Raw genomic sequence first — 17,880 nt, 5'->3', positions numbered from 1 at the left:
GATAATATATTATTATAGCTAAATTTTCATTTGTTAATGGTATAGGGCTCTTTTTAAACTTTATCGAATGTAAAAATCGAAAATATAAAATATATCGAAATAATTACATCAGCGATAAAATGAGCTTAATCAGATTGGACTCCTTATTTGGGAAATCAATTCATGAATAAAAAGTGGTGGAAATCTTTCACGCTTTTTTTCTATATATTCAATAAAAATACATATTGATTAGGGTGGTAGCAATGGCGAAACGTATAGAAAAAGTACTTGCGGCAAATCGTGGGGAAATAGCGATAAGGATTTTTCGTGCATGTACGGAATTAGACATTCACACAGTTGCAATCTATTCAAAGGAAGATTATGGTTCTTATCACAGATATAAAGCGGATGAGGCATATTTGGTCGGGGAAGGCAAAAAGCCGATTGATGCATATCTGGATATTGAAGGCATAATTGCGATTGCCAAAATGAGCGGAGTCGATGCGATTCATCCAGGTTATGGTTTTCTTTCAGAAAATATTGAATTTGCGAAACGTTGTGAGGAAGAGGGCATAATCTTCATCGGACCAGAATCAAGACACCTAGATATGTTTGGTGACAAAGTGAAAGCCAGAACACAAGCTGAACTGGCTGATATTCCGGTTATCCCTGGTAGCGATGGACCGGTGACCAGTGTTGAAGAAGTCAAGGAATTTGGTGAACAATATGGTTTTCCAATTATTATAAAAGCCTCTTTAGGCGGCGGCGGACGCGGAATGCGGATTGTCGAAAAAATCGAAGAAGTTGAAGAGGCTTATGATCGCGCAAAATCAGAAGCTAAAGCAGCTTTTGGTAATGATGAAGTCTATGTAGAGAGATTCATACAAAATCCGAAGCATATCGAAGTTCAGATTTTGGCTGATACTCATGGGAATATCGTCCATTTATATGAACGTGACTGTTCCGTTCAGAGACGGCATCAAAAAGTTGTGGAAGTGGCACCTTCCGTTTCCCTTTCCGAAGATTTGAGGGAAAGGATTTGTGAGGCAGCCGTCAAGTTGGCGAAAAATATTGATTATGTGAACGCTGGTACGGTCGAGTTCCTTGTCGCAAATGGCGAATTTTACTTTATTGAAGTCAATCCACGGGTACAGGTTGAGCATACCATTACTGAAATGATTACGGGCATTGACATCGTTCAATCTCAAATCATGGTAGCTGAAGGGCATGAACTCCATGGCAAAAAGATCGGGATTCCCGAACAAGCGGGAATTAAAACTCATGGATTTGCGATTCAATCAAGGGTGACGACTGAGGACCCATTGAATAATTTCATGCCCGATACCGGGAAAATGATGGTTTACCGTTCCGGTGGGGGATTCGGTGTTCGTCTGGACGCAGGGAATGGGTTCCAAGGTGCGGTCATCACACCATATTATGATTCCCTTCTCGTTAAACTTTCGACTCATGCGCTTTCATTTGAGCAGGCAGCTTCCAAAATGGTTCGTAACCTTAAGGAATTCAGGATTCGTGGAATTAAAACTAATATTCCCTTCCTTGAAAATGTTGTTAAACATGAAAAATTCATAAATGGGGAATATGATACATCATTCATTGATACAACACCGGAATTATTTAGCTTCCCAATCAGGAAAGACCGTGGGACAAAAATGCTTTCATATATCGGAAATGTGACCGTGAATGGATTCCCCGGAGTCGAGAAAAAGAAAAAGCCGGTTTTTGATCCAGCTCCGATTCCTAATGTTGGTGGTCTGCCGCTTATCTCTGGTACAAAAAATATACTTGAAGAGCAAGGTGCAGAGGGACTGGTCAAATGGATTAAAGAACAGAAAGAGGTATTGATCACCGATACGACTTTCCGTGATGCACATCAATCTTTACTGGCGACGAGAATCAGGTCGAAAGATATCCTTGATATTGCTGAGCCTACAGCAAAACTCCTTCCTGATTTATTTTCAATGGAGATGTGGGGCGGGGCAACTTTTGATGTCGCATATCGCTTCTTGAAAGAAGATCCATGGGACAGGCTGTTAAGTTTCAGGAAAAAAGCTCCGAATGTCCTTTTGCAAATGCTATTAAGGGCTTCAAATGCAGTTGGTTACAAAAATTACCCTGATAATGTCATTCGTGAATTCGTAGAGAAATCAGCGGATGCAGGCATTGACGTTTTCCGTATCTTCGATAGTTTAAACTGGGTTAAAGGAATGGAATTGGCTATTGATGCAGTCCGTCAATCAGGCAAGATTGCGGAAGCTGCCATTTGTTATACAGGGGATTTGAATGACCCATCACGCAGCAAGTATAATATCGAATACTATAAAAATATGGCGGTGGAATTAGAACAAGCCGGTGCCCATATTTTAGCGATCAAGGATATGGCCGGCCTCTTGAAACCTGAAGCTGCTTACCGCCTTGTATCGGAACTGAAAGAATCGACATCCCTTCCGATCCATCTGCATACTCATGATACAAGCGGAAATGGAATTTACATGTATTCTAAAGCGATCGAAGCTGGTGTGGATATCGTTGATACGGCGATTGGTTCTTTGGCTGGACTGACTTCGCAGCCAAGTGTACAAACACTTCATTATGCATTGGAGGGGTCAAGCAGACAGCCTAAATTGGAAGTCGATTCTCTAGAGCGTTTAGGAGAATACTGGGGAGAGGTCAGGAAATTCTATCATGACTTCGAAAGCGGCATGAATGCACCTCATACCGAGGTTTACAAACACGAGATGCCAGGCGGTCAATATAGTAATCTGCAGCAGCAAGCCAAAGCAGTGGGGCTGGGAGACCGCTGGCATGAAGTGAAAGAGATGTACCAGCGCGTCAATGTAATGTTCGGCGATATCGTAAAAGTAACTCCTTCATCCAAAGTTGTTGGGGATATGGCTTTATTCATGGTACAAAATAACCTGTCTGAAGAAGATGTTCTGACAAAAGGAAATTCCATCGATTTCCCTGATTCAGTCATAGAGTTATTCGAAGGCTATCTAGGTCAGCCAGTTGGGGGATTCCCTAAAGAGCTTCAGGAAGTTATCCTGAAAGGGAAGAAACCTATAACAGTAAGACCGGGTGAATTACTGGAAGAAGTGGACTTTGCAGCACTTAAAGAAGAATTATTCAAGGAATTGGGACGGGCAGTCACTGATTTCGATGTGCTTGCATATGCCCTATATCCAAAAGTATTCCTGGAGTACAATAAAACGATTGAGCTGTTTGGAGATGTTTCCAACCTCGATACCGCAACTTTCTTATATGGCATGAGGCTAGGGGAAGAGATCGAAGTTGAAATTGAAAAGGGTAAAACGCTCATCGTAAAATTGGTTTCAATCGGTCAGCCATTGGCTGATGGAACAAGGGTCGTTTATTTTGAGTTGAATGGTCAATCACGTGAAGTGATCATCAAGGATGAAAACATTAAATCTTCCGTTGTATCAAAAATGAAAGCAGACCCAAAAAATAAAGAACAACTCGGTGCGACAATGCCAGGTACGGTTATTCGCGTAGTTGTCGAGAAAGGCGATCAGGTCAAGCAGGGTGATCACCTAATCATTACGGAAGCGATGAAAATGGAAACTACCGTGCAAGCACCATTCTCCGGGACCATTAAAGATATTTATGTTAAAGATGGAGAAGCGATCAGTACTGGAGACTTATTGATTGAAATAACTAAGTAATCTAGCTGACTGTGACCTTGTAATGATTTGGGGTATAGGGGGTATGCTTGAGATTTCAAGCTGCTCTGTACCCTCTTTTTAGGCAATGTACGGTCATCTTGAGACAAAACAAAAACCACCATTCCCGGGAATGGTGGTTTTTGTTTTGTCTCTTTGAATTTGATTGAACAATCAGACATTAACGGGCGGGTACCGTTGGTGTTATATCCTGTTCATCCTGCCCTTTGACTGCGTGCGTGGAGTTCCCTTTTTGCTGAGCTAGGGCATTTTTTTTACTTCTTGATGTCAATAGCATCAAATAGCTCATTACACCAAAAAAGCAGGCAATGAACAATGCGTGTGTCAATGCGATATATAAGTTTTGCCTTGAGAAAATGATAAAGGCTCCAGCGGTGACCTGTAAAAATACGAGAATGAATGCAGCAATCCAACCGCCATATAAAACTTTTTGATTTTTGTAATGTTTTTTGGCGATATAAGCCACATATGATACCCAAATGAAAATAGCGCCTGCCATTGCACGGTGCCCCATTTGAATCCATTCATAAAGGTTGGAGGGGAGTGCAGCGCTGTCATTTACACATAAAGGCCAATCCTTACAGATAAGACTGGATTCTGTATGCCTTACAAGAGCACCCGTATAGACGACTGCCAGACAAAAAATCAATACGCCAATAATATGGAATTTCATACGTTTGTCAACTATAAGTTTTTCGGCTTCGAACTTCTTGTCTACTTCAAAAATCAACAATGTCAGTAAAAAGACGGAAGCAAAGGAAATGAGCGATATGCCAAAATGAAGGGCAAGGACGAAATCGGATTGTGACCAAATGACGGCAGCGGCTCCAATCAACCCTTGCAGTAACAGAAAACCAAAAGAAAGGACGGATAAGAAACGCGCTTCACGAATATGACCGATTTTTTTCCAAGACATGTACGATAAAATTAAAACCAAGAATCCTCCAGCACCTGAAACGAGCCGATGGGAAAGCTCAATGACCAATTCAATCGTGATTTTGTCCGGGATCAATTGGCCATTGCACAATGGCCAGGACCTGCCGCAACCCATGCCGGAATCCGTCTTCGTGACTAAAGCTCCACCAAGTAAGATGAAAAGCATTACAATCGTTGTTAAAACAGCAAACCATTTAAGAGACGATTTCACTAGTAGTCCCACCTTTTTCTCTGTAGCAAATAGGATTGTTCTTAAAATTAATAATAGCATAAGGTTTTTCATAATATTTGTCGAACTTCCTCGATATTACACAAAATAGAATGATTTTACAAGTTCAGTTTATATTATAGCTATTAATTAAAATGCCTGAAATAGTTGAAAGTTGCAAAAGACTTTGATAGAAATAAAGGGAGTGTAAACCTTCAAGTAGGAGCAAAATAGGGATAGAGCCTAGGGGATGATGATAACAGCATACTATTCATGTTCTTGATGAACATCTAATTAACAGCAGTAAATTATTGAGACACAAATTGGTCAAAAATTATCCGAAAAAATTTCACAAAAGCTTCCAAAAATGTGTTTTAATATATTGAAGAAATGATTTTACTAAATTTTACTGTTATTAAGCATGATATTAAGAATGAAAGCTCTCGATGGATTCCATTGACAACGGTCATTGGTAAATAATTTACTTTTTGTTTACGCTTCCTTGGTTACAAATATCGAAAAGTATGAAATAATGTTCTATAGCATATGTAAGTATTTTTTTGCATTTGCGTCTGTGCTGAATGATTTAAAGGAGGAAAACAAATGTCAGAAACAAGGGGTTTGTCAGAAGCTGTCATGGAGGACAGTAAAGCCGCCCTTCAATCGGATATACCTGAAACAACAGCTTGGAAGGATTTTCTCGCACTTATAAAAGTGGGGATTGTCAATTCAAATATAATTACAGCTTTTACCGGCGTGTGGTTAGCTCTTCATTTTTCGGGGCTTAGCTTCTTAAACAATCTAGATGTAGTGTTTTATACACTTGCAGGTTCGGCGCTCATTATGGCTGGATCTTGCAGTTTCAATAATTATTATGACCGTGATATCGATCATTTAATGGAAAGAACGAAAAACCGTCCAACGGTAACTGGAAAAGTACAGCCTTCAAAGGTATTGGCGTTAAGTTTCGGCTTAATTGCTGCAGGGCTGATTTTACTTGCATTGACTAATATGACAACTGCCATACTAGGTGCATTCGGCGTCTTCGCCTATGTTGTTTTATATACCATGGTTTTCAAGCGTAGATTTGTATCGAATACGATTATAGGCAGTATATCCGGAGCCGTGCCTCCACTTATCGGGTGGGCTGCAGTCGACCCGGGCCTTGATAAGATCGCCTGGGTCCTGTTCGCGATCATGTTCTTGTGGCAGCCGCCTCATTTTTATGCTCTAGCAATGAGGCGTGTCGAAGAATATCGTGCAGCCGGGGTACCTATGCTTCCGGTCGTAAAAGGCTTCAAGGCCGCAAAAAGGTCGATCATGCTATGGATCGTCTGTTTAATGTTTGTACCTTTCTTTTTAACTCCATTAGGAACACCGCTAGTTATTCTTGCTGCATTATTGAGTACGGGGTGGCTTATTTTGGGAATTAAGGGGTATAAAAAGAAAGATGATGTTAAATGGGCAACATCCATGTTTGTATATTCTTTAAATTATATGACCATTTTATTTGTAGCGATGGTTATTGTCACTCTCATCTAGTTTTGGTTAAAATAAGCTGGCGGCCTGTTCTTTTACAGGCTCCAGCTTACTGATATATATATTGCACTGACCGCGACTCATACATATTAACGGAACCAACGGGGTCATACATAAGAGCGGTTACATGGATCATCTTAATAATTCCTTAGTTTAGGGATTCTTTCTTTTTAGAAATTGACATAGAGAGAATATTCGCAATTGCGCCCATTTTTATTTTTGTGAGAAAATTTTGACGAAAGAGGGGTTTCTGAAGCTATGAAAAAAAGGCTGCACAAATGGCGCCTAATTGCTCTGCTGGGTATTGTAGGACTTGTCCTTTCGGGCTGCGGCGAACCATTTCTATCCGCGCTGAAGCCAGCTGGCGATGTTGCGCAATCTCAGTATGACTTACTGATATTGAGTACACTAATCATGGTACTGGTTATTATTGTTGTGATTATTTTGTTCGTTGTAGTTTTACTACGCTTCCGTCGGAAGGAAGGCGACGAAACAATACCGAAACAAATTGAAGGAAGTCATAAACTCGAAATTATCTGGACTGTTATTCCTATCCTTCTTTTAATTGTTCTGGCTGTTCCAACCGTCGTCACGACTTTCGACTTAGCCGACACAAAGGCAATGGATAAGAAAGATAAGGATGGAAAAACAAAGGATGCACTTGTCGTGAATGTCAGGGCGAACCTTTATTGGTGGGAGTTTGAATATCCGGACCTTGGCGTTGTAACAAGTCAGGATTTGGTTGTGCCAACCGATCAAAAAGTGTATTTCAATCTAACTGCTTCAGATGTTAAGCATTCATTCTGGGTACCGTCTGTCGGAGGAAAGATGGATACCAATACAGAAGGGGTCAATCAGTTTTTCTTAGAATTCGATAGTGAAAAGGCTGAAGATTCAAACAACTTGTTTTACGGAAAATGTGCTGAACTTTGCGGTCCTTCACATGCTTTGATGGATTTTAAGGTCGTACCGAAGTCCAAAAGCGATTTTGAAGCTTGGACTAAAGATATGAAAGCCGCGAAGGAACCTGTCGTTGAAGGTGATCTAGCCAAACAGGGTGAAGATGTCTTTAATCAAAGTTGTATAGGCTGCCATGCGGTGACACCAAATGACAGCAGGCCTGAAGCTGCTCGTCAGGCTCCGAATCTCGCTACATTCGGTGAACGCCAAAAAGTGGCTGGCGTATTGGACCATACGGAAGAGAATGTGAAAAAATGGATCAAGGATCCTGAGAAGTATAAACCGGGCAACACGATGACCGGTACTTACGGCGAACTTTCGGATTCAGATATTAATGCACTGGCAGCTTATCTATTAGAGCTTAAGGTGGAAGACAAATAGAACATTGATTAAGGAGGTTAAATCGTGAGTACGTACGCTAATAAAAAAGGATTTGGCGCTACGCTTTGGGATTATCTGACGACGGTGGACCATAAGAAAATCGCCATTTTATATCTTATCTCTGGCGGATTATTCTTTGTAATCGGCGGTTTGGAAGCGATGTTTATCCGTATCCAGCTTGCAATCCCAAATAATGATTTCGTAAGTGCCGGATTTTATAATGAAATATTGACCATGCACGGTACAACTATGATATTTCTGGCAGCCATGCCATTGGTGTTTGCTGTAATGAATGCGGTTGTACCCTTACAGATAGGGGCACGTGATGTCGCGTTCCCATTTTTGAACTCGTTAGGTTTTTGGTTGTTTTTCTTTGGAGGAGTCTTTCTGAATCTTTCTTGGTTTTTAGGGGGGGCTCCTGATGCAGGCTGGACATCATATGCATCACTTTCCCTACATTCCGAAGGCCATGGTATTGATTTTTACGTCCTGGGATTACAGATATCAGGATTGGGAACATTAATTGCGGGGATCAATTTTCTTGTAACCATTATTAATATGCGTACGCCTGGTATGACATATATGCGTATGCCGCTGTTCACATGGTCAACTTTCGTTGTTTCCGCATTGATATTATTCGCTTTTCCTCCGCTTACCGTAGGATTGGTGTTAATGATGTTCGACAGGATGTTCGGCTCGAATTTCTTTGATGTAGCAGCGGGAGGGAATACGATCATTTGGGAGCATTTATTCTGGATATTCGGTCACCCGGAAGTATATATCCTGATTCTTCCAGCTTTCGGTATTTTTTCCGAAATTTTCGCTACATTTTCAAGAAAAAGATTATTCGGATATTCATCGATGGTATTTGCAACCGTTTTAATCGGTTTCTTAGGTTTCATGGTTTGGGCGCATCACATGTTTACGACTGGTTTGGGACCTATCGCGAATGCGATTTTTGCCGTGGCTACCATGGCTATTGCGGTGCCGACAGGTATTAAGATATTCAACTGGATTTTTACAATGTGGGGCGGAAGCGTCAAGTTCACGGTACCGATGCTTTATGCAGTTGCCTTTATCCCTACATTTACCATGGGTGGCGTGACAGGTATCATGCTCGCATCAGCACCAGCTGATTATCAATACCATGATAGTTATTTCGTTGTTGCCCATTTCCACTATGTAATCGTTGGTGGGGTTGTATTGGGTTTACTGGCTGGAATCAATTTTTATTGGCCGAAAATGTTTGGAACGATGTTAAGTGAAAAATTGGGACAAATCACATTTTGGACGTTCTTGATCGGTTTCCATTTAACATTCTTCATTCAACATTTCTTAGGTTTGATGGGGATGCCTCGTCGCGTATTTACATTCTTGGACGATCAAGGTCTTAATACAGGTAATATGATTAGTACAGTTGGAGCCTTCTTAATGGCATTTGGGGTCTTGGTTATGGTCATCAATATAATCATTACATCCGTGAAGAATGAGAAAGTCGGCAATGATCCATGGGGAGACGGCCGTACGCTGGAATGGGCCATCCCATCACCACCGCCGTTTTATAATTTCAAACAACTTCCGCTTGTCCGCGGATTAGATCCTTACTGGGTTGAAAAAATGGAAGGGAAAAAGGAAATGACTCCTGCAGAACCACTGGGGGATATCCATATGCCGAATTCATCCATACTACCTTTAACGATTGCCTTGGGTTTATTTGTTGCCGCATTCGGTGCTTTATATAATATGGATGATAAGACATGGACCCTGCCAATAATTATTGTTGGACTTTTGATCACATTCGGTTCAATGCTTATCCGTTCCGTTAAAGACGATCATGGATACCACATTCATAAAGAAGACCTTATGGACAATAAAGACAAGGGAGGTAAGGCATAATGCAAGCAGATGAAAGATTCACGGATGCCACTTGGCCTGCATCTCCCGAGAAAGCGACTTTAGAAGGTAAAAATAAGTATTTGGGATTCTGGTTGTTTCTTGGTGGAGAGACGGTACTATTCGCCTCACTTTTTGCAACTTACCTTGCATTGAAGGATAAAGTTCCAAATGGTGATGCAGCCCTAGCTAAAGACTTATTCGAATTACCGCTGACTTTTGTAGCAACCATGCTTTTATTGACCAGTTCATTAACCAGTGTATATGCGATGTACCATATGAAAAATAACCATTTTAAACAAATGCAAGCATGGCTTGTGATTACAGTTGCACTCGGCTTTGCTTTTCTAGGTCTCGAGATTTATGAATTTAATCACTATGTTCATGAATTCCATCATACATTTACGAGCAGTGCATTCGGCTCCGCGTTTTATACGTTAGTTGGTTTTCATGGAGGACACGTTGCTTTCGGTCTGGTTTGGATCATATCTCTTATGGTTCGTAATGCAAGAAGGGGCTTGAATTTATATAACGCTCCTAAATTTTATGTCGCGAGTCTTTATTGGCATTTCATTGACGTAGTCTGGGTGTTTATCTTTACTGTCGTATACTTAATGGGAATGGTGGGATAACTGATGGCGAATGAACAATCAAATTCAGCGAACCCGAATGTCGATTTAAAATATCGCCGTAAGAAAAATGCTGAAGAGATGAAACACCAAGTGATATCATTTACACTTATGATTTTCTTTACATTACTTGCTTTTGCTGCTGTAGGAATCGAGGGTTTTTCACATTGGTTCATTAAACCAGTCATTTTGCTGCTGGCAGTTGTACAGGTGATTTTCCAATTGTATTATTTCATGCATATGAAGCATAAAGGGCATGGCACCATTGCATTGTTCTTATTTTCGGGCCTTGCAGTCGGCTTGATAACTGTCCTTGTGTTCACAACGATTGTTTGGTTATAAACCATAAAGGAAATCGGCTATTGAATGATAGCCGGTTTTCTTTATGTGTTGATTAGCTAGAAAAAGAATCCAAGTTTATCTATATTTGTTACCATGTTTCATTTTAGGTATAATGAAAGTAAGAAAAAGTTTATGAACGAGGTGATTTTTTTGTCTATTGATATTTTCGGATTTCGCGCTTTGTGGAGTCCTTATTATTTTGCCGTCCTCGTACTTATAACCGTTGGCTATTTTTGGCTGGTGACAAAAAAAAGGGAGAAGTTTTCGGGCAGTTCAGTCCTATCCGTTAAACAGGCAACTTATTTTTTGATAGCCATGTTCCTTCTATATGCAGTAAAAGGATCGCCAATGGATTTATTGAGCCATATCATGTTCAGTGCGCACATGTTTCAAATGGCACTGCTCTATCTCGTGATTCCGCCTTTATTTATCATAGCGATTCCAGATTGGCTTATGAGAACTTTCATAAACTCAAGGGGAGTGAAGCCGTTATTTCAATTTTTCACGAAACCTCTTGTCGCCCTTTTACTGTTTAATGTTCTTTTCTCGTTGTACCATATCCCGTTAGTGTTCGACTTTATCAAAACGGGGATGTGGCTTCATGCCGGATACACGGTCCTTTTATTTACCACTGCTGTTTTGATGTGGTTCCCGCTTGTCAATCAACTTCCGGAACGTGAAAGTCTATCAGGTGTGAAAAAAGTAGCTTATATTTTCGGCAGTGGCATTCTAATGACCCCTGCTTGCGCTTTGATCATTTTTGCTAATGATCCGATGTATGATACATTCACCAATGCGGAATCTTGGGCGAGTGCCATGGAGCTTTGCGTTCCGGCTTCAGCACTGTCCGGCTTAACGCTCAGTGGCCCGGAAATGTTCAATGGACTGCCATTGCTTGAGGATCAACAGCTTGGTGGGGTTCTGATGAAGGTAATCCAAGAAATTGTTTTAGGCTATGTACTAGGTGTCATTTTCTTTGCTTGGTTCAAAAAGGAGAATGGCGGCCAAAATGATATCGATCCGATACCTTCGGATTTTCAGACTGTAGAATAATTGTACGATAAAAGACTTGTCTTGGGACGGACAAGTCTTTTATCTGCCTTGCCTGTTTTTTGATTTAAAGCAAATAGCCAGTGATTCGACTTGGCTATTCTATAAAAGTGAGCATTCTGTTAATAATCCTTGATTTTATTGAATTTTATGAGTGCCTCTTATAAAATGGTAGTTGATTAATAAATATAGAGAGGACTACAATACATATGTCTTTACCAATCCTTCCAACGATAAGTACAGCTTTCATTGTATTAAGTGCAATCACTGTTGCAATAGGCTGGTATCAAATTAAACAACGCAAAATCGAGACCCATAAAAAAACCATGATGGCAGCTGCGGTTTTTGCGGTAATCTTTTTCACTATATATCTTTCCCGGACGGTCTTCATTGGCAGTACGTCATTTGGCGGACCCGATGACATTAAAATTTATTATACAATTTTTTTGATCTTCCATATAACGCTTGCGACAACTGGAGCAGTTTTGGGGATCATCATGCTTACCACTGGTTTTAAAGGTAAATTCGCCATTCATAAAAAAATCGGACCTGCTACCAGCATCATTTGGTTTTTCACTGGGATTACAGGTGTAGCTGTTTACATCCTGCTTTATGTCATTTATCATGGCGGCGAAACAACATCTTTAATAAAGGCGATCCTAGGATTTTAAAATAACGAAAAAGCCTGGTGCAAAAAAGCATCAGGCTTTTGTAATGGATACGAAAAAAGAGAGCATCACACATGATCCTCTCTCTTTGTACCTCACTTTTAACTTACGGCTTTTACAGGCCGTTGAATTGTGTAAGTTCTTCTTTGATTTGAGAGAGGATTTTTTCACTTTGTTTAACTAGTGATGCAGGGAAATCCTCTCCTTCTCCATATTCAACTCCGTGTGGATAATAGTGTTTTCCTAATAGAGGGACCATAAGTTTAATGACGGCCCTGTGAGAGCCTACATCGCCCTCTGTAGCATAGCCAAGTATTCTCAGGTAAAACGTGCCTTCTTTTAATTCGAACTTACGATCGTAACTGACTCTTTCGTAATCCCATTGTTCTGCACGTATTAAACCATATTGCGGCATTAGGTCATCTAATCGGTTTAAGTCGGCTGTGATGTTTTCGATTCCAAAGCTTTCAAATTTCACGAGTAGTACCTCCTATGTTTACTATTGGGAATTAAAATGACATACCGGGAAAATATTATGTACATGAATATATTAAAAATCTCCAAGTATGTTTATAATATACCATTTTATCCTATATTTTATAATAGTACGAAATGGTGGAAGTTGCAATGAACTCAACCATGGTATTTCAATCATTCACAAAAGTTCCATTTTTAAAATAAATTTAATGAAGGGGTAGTCTATCGTAAATTAGAAAATTATGATTGAACAGTGATATAATCAGGAAAGAAAGGTTTTTTGCATTGGATACATAAATTAGATAGAGAGAGGGAGTGTTCCTCTGCGCAATTTAGGTAAGGTGTTGGTGTTGATCGTTATTTTTTTCGTAATCGGTATTTATCTTAATATCGGCGATGAAGATGAAGGGAACCCTCTTATTGATGGTAACAAAGGTGTTAACCCCAATGGACATATAAATGAAAAAAGCCCTTCCTCTGAAAAGGAAGGGGTTACTAAAGTGACAGAAGGTCTGGCAGTAACAATCGGGAAAAATGCAAAAGAGATAGAAAAGGAATACGGTAAGCCAGATCGAATTGATATGTCCGCATATGGATATGAATGGTGGGTATATAAAAAGAATTATAATAATTATTTTCAATTAGCCGTTGAAAATGAAAAAGTGGTATCTGCTTATGGGATCGGTGATGAGGTCAATGTCGCTCCTTTTAAAATTGGACAATCGATTGATGCCATCTATTCCAGCTTATATGTGGAACCTACTGTTGATATTGAAGTGGGTGACAGTTCCTATCGTTTCGAATTGTCGGAGGAAGACATGAACATGAGACCGTTGATTGATTTAGGGAATATCAATGTTCAGCTTTATTTGGATAAATTCACAGGGACTGTTTCAAGCATCCGATTTTTGAATGATTCGGCCCTATTGAAACAACAGCCGTATGAGTTGACCTATCATGGTGAGCTTGTGACAATTAAGGATCTTTCTGAGGAAGACATGGCGAAAGTGGAAGATGGCAATGAGCAGCAAATATTCGATATTACGAATATAATGCGCAGCCGGTTTGATTTGGAGCCTTTAGAATGGGATGCTCCAACAGCAAGGGTTGCCTACCTTCATAGCCGTGAAATGACGGACACACCTGAAGGAACCCATGTTTCTGAAACAAATGGGGATTTGGAAAAGCGTCTCGATGCAGGTCATGTAAAATACAGGGCAGCAGGTGAAAATATAGCGGCTAATTATGTGGACGCAGCTGCAGTCATGGAAGGCTGGCTAAATAGCAAAGGTCATCGGGATGCGATGCTGAACGAGGAATTTACAGGTCTGGGCGTCGGGGTATATAAAAAGTATTACACTCAGAATTTCATAAAGAGATAAAAAAAACGGATCCGATTTGGGTCCGTTTTCTTGTTCTGGATATAGCGCAAAGTTCCCCATCCATCCTCGCGCTGGACCTTCCCTCATTTGCACGCAAACGGCAATGGAAGGTATTACGTAACGAACTTGGATATCCGCAGTAACGGAAGGTGGCCATCATGCCTTCATGAGTCATGTTCAATCAAGAGGTGTGTCAGGCATGGCCATCGTGAGTGTCGTCCCCTGTTCGCTTACATCCTTATTTAATTGCAGCGGGATTGAAAAATAAGAGCGGTTCCCTTGCTCTACTTTGGCTTTTAACCCTGAAACAATTCCCGATGAATCAGATAACTCTATTTCATCTGCAGCTTCAGGCAGGTTCTGGATGTCTTTGATTAAATCACATTCACGCGCATGAAAATACATCCTTTTTTGCTTTGGAACATCCAATTGGATTTAAAATGGAATGTGATGCACTTTTTATTTACCTTTAGCATATGGTGCAATAGGCGATGTCTAAGTGTGAGGTGAGAGTAATGGCAAAAAGAAAACGGCCCTCCGTGGATCGATTTCGGGAGTTTGTAAAGGAGCATCCTCATTTAGTGAATGAAGTGAGAAGCAAACAAGCAACATGGCAGGAACTTTTTGAAGAGTGGTATTTACTCGGGGATGATCATCCACGCTGGCAGGCTGAAGGCAGTGTGGGTGAGACCAAAGTGAATACAGAATCCCCATCACCGCCGGACGAAAAGGGGGACCAAAGCACTGAGTTGATCGGTTCGTTAATGAGTGCAGTTAAAAATATGGATATGGGGCAGATTCAACAATATATTACGAATGCAAATCAGGCCATCGGTGCAATCCAAGGAGTGCTATCTGCTTTCCAAGGGAATAAATCAGGTGATACAAGTCCTCCCCCAAAAGAAAAAGAGCAGAGAGCTAACCCTTTTTTATTCACAAAAGATTAAGGAGGGTTTTTCATGCGTCAGAATATATATGAATTCATCCAAACAAACGAAGATATGCGAAATTACTTGAGGGTTCAGCCTGGATGGTACAGAAGGTTAATGCGTAATCCCCATGAAGTGGATGTGTTTGAAACCGAGGCGAAATATTATTTTGAAAAGTCGATTCCGCATCGGGTCTCTAAATTTTCGGAAAGCGTTCAGGTCGCCTCCATGATGCTTCATATGTTTCAAGCGATGAATGTTTCAGGTGAATGAAGAAAAAAAGAGTAATTTACTCCTTTTGGCGAACAATAAAGGCAAAAGGGGGACGATGGAATGAGAAAGTTGATATTGGCTCTAACAGTGTTGATGGCAGCGTCGGGTTGTGGGAAGAAAATACCGGAACCTGAGAATTCAGGAGTAGCCATGCAGAGTGTTTCTACACTTAAAGCTGCCACCACTGTATCGGGCATCCGAAATTCAGATGAGGACTTTCGGGTAAAAACTTTTGTAAAAGGCAACTCTGTCTATGTAGAGTGCTACTTGAAAAACTATGGTTTTTCTGAATCAAATCCAGAACAGTTGGCAACTGTGTCCGTATTTATTGATAATCAAAAGAAAGTCGATATGAATACGGCAGCATTTATCTTAAAGGAAGTCCCGAATGGCAAGCATAAAATCAAGCTGGAGATTTTGAATGGTTCAGGTGAAAAAACAGGGCTGCAAAAAGAGATTGAGGTACATATCACTTCCTCGATTTAATCAAACCATTAGCATCTAACAGGGAGAAATGGTAAAATGGTTGTGGAGGTGAGCTTGTTAATGCTTGCTACTATGGAAATCATCGACATTTTACAACAGGCTGATGGATTAGCTGAAATGATCCTTCATTCTGAAATAGGAGAAGAATACCTCCTTAGTTTATATAAATTACAAAGCGACAAAGAGGCCCAGCGGAAAATTTCCAAGTTTACTTCGCTAAAGGATCTATTTGAAGATGTTCAAAGGTTCGGTAAATATCATCCGGATTATAAACGCATCAATTTAGAAACCAGGCAAGCTAAACGAGACATGGATATGCATCCTGCCGTTGCTGAGTTTAAGCGGGCTGAGACCGAATTGCAATCCGTTCTTGATGAAATAAGCGGAAGGATTGGCCGAGCTGTTTCTGAACAGGTCAAAACTCCAGCGGGGAATCCATTTTTTGTTTCATCAGGTGGATGTTCAACGGGAAGCTGCGGAACCGGCGGAAGCTGCGGATGCTCTGCTTAAGGTAATGGCCATATTGTGAACAATAGGCCGGTATATTGAATGCAGCCATCGAAATTCGAAATTACTACGGAGTTCGGTGGCTGTGTCATGTAAGGAACCTTCGTCGAGACATTGTTCAATGAACCGATGAATGTATAAAGATTTTCTTGTTATTTATATTCCGGATACGTGACAAAGGGATTAACTGCGATATAAAATACAATCCGGACATAGGTTGCCGCAGCAAAACATCTTTTGCTGCGGCACATAAAAACGGTGCCGGAATACATATAAATGTTCTTCCTGCCGTACGAAAATGGTTTCACAATGAAGCTGCTTGCCACGCATTGAAAGGCTTGCGGCTTTTTTTATTAAAAAAGAAAGCTTACTATTATTATTTTGAGCCGGATGATAATGGATATATAAAAATGGTATACCTGTGAACTTTTTTATCGAAGCTTGTGTAATTTCTTCATTATCTAATAGATGATCAATAAATTGATGCCAAATTTGATTTAAATCCATCGTTTGTTAGGCTCCCTTCACAGTGTTTATATTCATAATAGTGAGAGAATTTCGTTTATAATCTTTTTTCTTGGTTGAAAGTAAAGATTCTGCTATGCTACACTTAGTTAAAACCTTTATAAAAGGGAGTTATTGATATGCTTGGAGCGAGACAGGGAATCATCGTCTATTTACATACATTAAAACAAGCCAAAATGCTTAGGAAATTTGGAAATATCCATTATGTTTCAAAAAAGTTGAAATATGTGGTGCTTTATACGAATATGGATGAAGTGGAGCCACTAGTGGAAAAGCTGAATAATTATTCGTTCGTTAAAAAAGTGGACCTTTCTTACAAGCCTTTTTTGAAGGTGGAGTTCGAAAACTCCAAACCGGATAAAGCGAAAGAATATGATTATAAAATGGGAATTTAAAAAAAGCTGACTCATGCGGAGTCAGCCTTTTTCATTTCAGGGCATCAACATTTCTCAACCTAATGGGGGCAGATATCTATTCATTCGCAAAATGCCGATTAAGTGTTGGTAGTACAACTCGATTTCTGCAAAGAGCACCGAAGGTTTCACGTCGATTTCAATAATCGGTCTATCCAGTTCCTCCGCTAAGCTCTCAAAAAGCTCATAGCGTTTGTTTTTGGTGGCATGAGGGTTCGGTATACCTTCGCGGCAAATGTAAAGCGGCTGGAATTTCCCGGGATCCGTTGGGTGCATGACGATTACCAATGACGTTACCTTTTTATCATTTATAGTAGTATGCATAGACAAAAGCCTTGCAACTCGATGTTTCTGATTGCGTCCTACTTCCAGCAACTCATATATATCGGAATATCCTTGTCCAATTTCAATAAAACGTTGAATCAATTAAACCTCTCCTAACTAACTTATTATTCATTACTTTATCATTATCCCTCATAAAAGAGAAGGACAACTTCATTGATGAAGCATGACAAAGACACTTAGATATCAGAGATTTAACAAAAAAAAGCCCTGCAAAAATATGCAGGGTCCTTCTATGTCTA

The 17,880-nt window shown here is 40.3% G+C and carries 19 protein-coding genes; 14 read left to right on the top strand and 5 right to left on the bottom strand.

Annotated features, from left to right (window positions below; genetic code table 11):
• Positions 1–242 precede the first annotated feature (242 nt).
• Positions 243–3,680, top strand: a complete 3,438-nt coding sequence (pyc, locus tag ACWF5P_RS21315; RefSeq protein ID WP_434169025.1) for a pyruvate carboxylase — start codon at positions 243–245, stop codon at positions 3,678–3,680.
• A 178-nt stretch (positions 3,681–3,858) separates the two neighbouring features.
• On the opposite strand, the gene ACWF5P_RS21310 is transcribed toward pyc, so the two are convergent.
• Positions 3,859–4,845, bottom strand: coding sequence for a COX15/CtaA family protein (locus tag ACWF5P_RS21310; RefSeq protein WP_427574016.1), 987 nt, complete (start codon positions 4,843–4,845; stop codon positions 3,859–3,861).
• Positions 4,846–5,445: 600 nt separating this feature from the next.
• Between ACWF5P_RS21310 and cyoE the strand changes: the two genes are divergently transcribed.
• The 7 genes from cyoE (at position 5,446) to ACWF5P_RS21275 (ending at position 12,307) form a co-directional block, all read left to right on the top strand.
• On the top strand, positions 5,446–6,384 hold the full coding sequence (gene cyoE, locus ACWF5P_RS21305) for a heme o synthase (RefSeq protein ID WP_101224553.1): 939 nt from the start codon (positions 5,446–5,448) through the stop codon (positions 6,382–6,384).
• A 255-nt stretch (positions 6,385–6,639) separates the two neighbouring features.
• A complete protein-coding gene (coxB, locus tag ACWF5P_RS21300) occupies positions 6,640–7,722 on the top strand; it encodes a cytochrome c oxidase subunit II (protein WP_137018819.1) in 1,083 nt (360 codons plus the stop codon).
• A gap of 24 nt (positions 7,723–7,746) precedes the next feature.
• Positions 7,747–9,618 carry a cytochrome c oxidase subunit I gene (ctaD, locus tag ACWF5P_RS21295; protein WP_101224555.1) on the top strand — a complete coding sequence of 624 codons (1,872 nt, stop codon included), beginning with the start codon at positions 7,747–7,749 and terminating at the stop codon, positions 9,616–9,618.
• Positions 9,618–10,247 (top strand): cytochrome (ubi)quinol oxidase subunit III, encoded by a 630-nt coding sequence (locus ACWF5P_RS21290; RefSeq protein WP_101224556.1) that lies wholly within the window; start codon positions 9,618–9,620, stop codon positions 10,245–10,247. Before ctaD ends, ACWF5P_RS21290 begins: the two co-directional genes overlap by 1 nt.
• A 3-nt stretch (positions 10,248–10,250) precedes the next feature.
• Positions 10,251–10,586, top strand: coding sequence for a cytochrome c oxidase subunit IVB (ctaF, locus tag ACWF5P_RS21285; protein ID WP_048684534.1), 336 nt, complete (start codon positions 10,251–10,253; stop codon positions 10,584–10,586).
• Between the two features lie 150 nt (positions 10,587–10,736).
• Complete coding sequence (gene ctaG, locus ACWF5P_RS21280; protein WP_434169026.1) at positions 10,737–11,639, top strand: cytochrome c oxidase assembly factor CtaG; 903 nt, start codon at positions 10,737–10,739, stop codon at positions 11,637–11,639.
• Between the two features lie 206 nt (positions 11,640–11,845).
• Positions 11,846–12,307 carry a DUF420 domain-containing protein gene (locus tag ACWF5P_RS21275; protein ID WP_057278459.1) on the top strand — a complete coding sequence of 154 codons (462 nt, stop codon included), beginning with the start codon at positions 11,846–11,848 and terminating at the stop codon, positions 12,305–12,307.
• A gap of 112 nt (positions 12,308–12,419) precedes the next feature.
• Here the strand turns inward: ACWF5P_RS21275 and ACWF5P_RS21270 are convergent, their stop codons facing one another.
• Positions 12,420–12,782 carry a YugN family protein gene (locus ACWF5P_RS21270; protein WP_101224559.1) on the bottom strand — a complete coding sequence of 121 codons (363 nt, stop codon included), beginning with the start codon at positions 12,780–12,782 and terminating at the stop codon, positions 12,420–12,422.
• 346 nt (positions 12,783–13,128) lie between these two features.
• Here ACWF5P_RS21270 and ACWF5P_RS21265 point away from each other — a divergent pair, with 346 nt between their 5' ends.
• Complete coding sequence (locus ACWF5P_RS21265) at positions 13,129–14,163, top strand: CAP-associated domain-containing protein (RefSeq protein ID WP_434169027.1); 1,035 nt, start codon at positions 13,129–13,131, stop codon at positions 14,161–14,163.
• 177 nt (positions 14,164–14,340) lie between these two features.
• Here ACWF5P_RS21265 and ACWF5P_RS21260 read toward each other — a convergent pair whose 3' ends face one another.
• Positions 14,341–14,568 (bottom strand): hypothetical protein, encoded by a 228-nt coding sequence (locus tag ACWF5P_RS21260; RefSeq protein WP_434169028.1) that lies wholly within the window; start codon positions 14,566–14,568, stop codon positions 14,341–14,343.
• Between the two features lie 110 nt (positions 14,569–14,678).
• Between ACWF5P_RS21260 and ACWF5P_RS21255 the strand changes: the two genes are divergently transcribed.
• From ACWF5P_RS21255 to ACWF5P_RS21240, 4 genes are read left to right on the top strand one after another with little or no spacing between them, the layout of a single operon-like run.
• Positions 14,679–15,110 (top strand): YlbD family protein, encoded by a 432-nt coding sequence (locus ACWF5P_RS21255; RefSeq protein ID WP_230177569.1) that lies wholly within the window; start codon positions 14,679–14,681, stop codon positions 15,108–15,110.
• Between the two features lie 12 nt (positions 15,111–15,122).
• Positions 15,123–15,365 (top strand): YlbE-like family protein, encoded by a 243-nt coding sequence (locus ACWF5P_RS21250; RefSeq protein ID WP_101224562.1) that lies wholly within the window; start codon positions 15,123–15,125, stop codon positions 15,363–15,365.
• A 60-nt stretch (positions 15,366–15,425) separates the two neighbouring features.
• A complete protein-coding gene (locus ACWF5P_RS21245) occupies positions 15,426–15,851 on the top strand; it encodes a hypothetical protein (protein ID WP_452445233.1) in 426 nt (141 codons plus the stop codon).
• Between the two features lie 60 nt (positions 15,852–15,911).
• Positions 15,912–16,361, top strand: a complete 450-nt coding sequence (locus ACWF5P_RS21240; RefSeq protein WP_063232132.1) for a YlbF family regulator — start codon at positions 15,912–15,914, stop codon at positions 16,359–16,361.
• Between the two features lie 180 nt (positions 16,362–16,541).
• Here the strand turns inward: ACWF5P_RS21240 and ACWF5P_RS21235 are convergent, their stop codons facing one another.
• Positions 16,542–16,865 (bottom strand): hypothetical protein, encoded by a 324-nt coding sequence (locus tag ACWF5P_RS21235; protein ID WP_101224564.1) that lies wholly within the window; start codon positions 16,863–16,865, stop codon positions 16,542–16,544.
• A 137-nt stretch (positions 16,866–17,002) separates the two neighbouring features.
• On the opposite strand from ACWF5P_RS21235, the gene ACWF5P_RS21230 reads away from it, so the two are divergent.
• Positions 17,003–17,278, top strand: a complete 276-nt coding sequence (locus ACWF5P_RS21230; RefSeq protein ID WP_048684554.1) for a YlbG family protein — start codon at positions 17,003–17,005, stop codon at positions 17,276–17,278.
• Between the two features lie 54 nt (positions 17,279–17,332).
• Here ACWF5P_RS21230 and ACWF5P_RS21225 read toward each other — a convergent pair whose 3' ends face one another.
• Positions 17,333–17,722, bottom strand: a complete 390-nt coding sequence (locus ACWF5P_RS21225; RefSeq protein WP_434169030.1) for a DUF7147 family protein — start codon at positions 17,720–17,722, stop codon at positions 17,333–17,335.
• Positions 17,723–17,880: the final 158 nt, after the last annotated feature.

This window comes from Peribacillus sp. NPDC055009 (assembly GCF_053608705.1).
This window is presented reverse-complemented; position numbering and strand designations above follow the sequence as displayed.

Excerpts from the sequence above, each read along its gene's own strand:
- ACWF5P_RS21260 (WP_434169028.1), bottom strand. The coding sequence starts at position 14,568 with ATGTATTTTCATGCGCGTGAATGTGATTTAATCAAAGACATCCAGAAC.
- ACWF5P_RS21235 (WP_101224564.1), bottom strand. The coding sequence starts at position 16,865 with ATGGATTTAAATCAAATTTGGCATCAATTTATTGATCATCTATTAGAT.
- coxB (WP_137018819.1), top strand. The coding sequence starts at position 6,640 with ATGAAAAAAAGGCTGCACAAATGGCGCCTAATTGCTCTGCTGGGTATT.
- pyc (WP_434169025.1), top strand. The coding sequence starts at position 243 with ATGGCGAAACGTATAGAAAAAGTACTTGCGGCAAATCGTGGGGAAATA.
- ctaF (WP_048684534.1), top strand. The coding sequence starts at position 10,251 with ATGGCGAATGAACAATCAAATTCAGCGAACCCGAATGTCGATTTAAAA.
- ACWF5P_RS21250 (WP_101224562.1), top strand. The coding sequence starts at position 15,123 with ATGCGTCAGAATATATATGAATTCATCCAAACAAACGAAGATATGCGA.
- ACWF5P_RS21290 (WP_101224556.1), top strand. The coding sequence starts at position 9,618 with ATGCAAGCAGATGAAAGATTCACGGATGCCACTTGGCCTGCATCTCCC.
- cyoE (WP_101224553.1), top strand. The coding sequence starts at position 5,446 with ATGTCAGAAACAAGGGGTTTGTCAGAAGCTGTCATGGAGGACAGTAAA.
- ACWF5P_RS21245 (WP_452445233.1), top strand. The coding sequence starts at position 15,426 with ATGAGAAAGTTGATATTGGCTCTAACAGTGTTGATGGCAGCGTCGGGT.
- ACWF5P_RS21230 (WP_048684554.1), top strand. The coding sequence starts at position 17,003 with ATGCTTGGAGCGAGACAGGGAATCATCGTCTATTTACATACATTAAAA.
- ACWF5P_RS21240 (WP_063232132.1), top strand. The coding sequence starts at position 15,912 with ATGCTTGCTACTATGGAAATCATCGACATTTTACAACAGGCTGATGGA.
- ACWF5P_RS21275 (WP_057278459.1), top strand. The coding sequence starts at position 11,846 with ATGTCTTTACCAATCCTTCCAACGATAAGTACAGCTTTCATTGTATTA.
- ACWF5P_RS21255 (WP_230177569.1), top strand. The coding sequence starts at position 14,679 with ATGGCAAAAAGAAAACGGCCCTCCGTGGATCGATTTCGGGAGTTTGTA.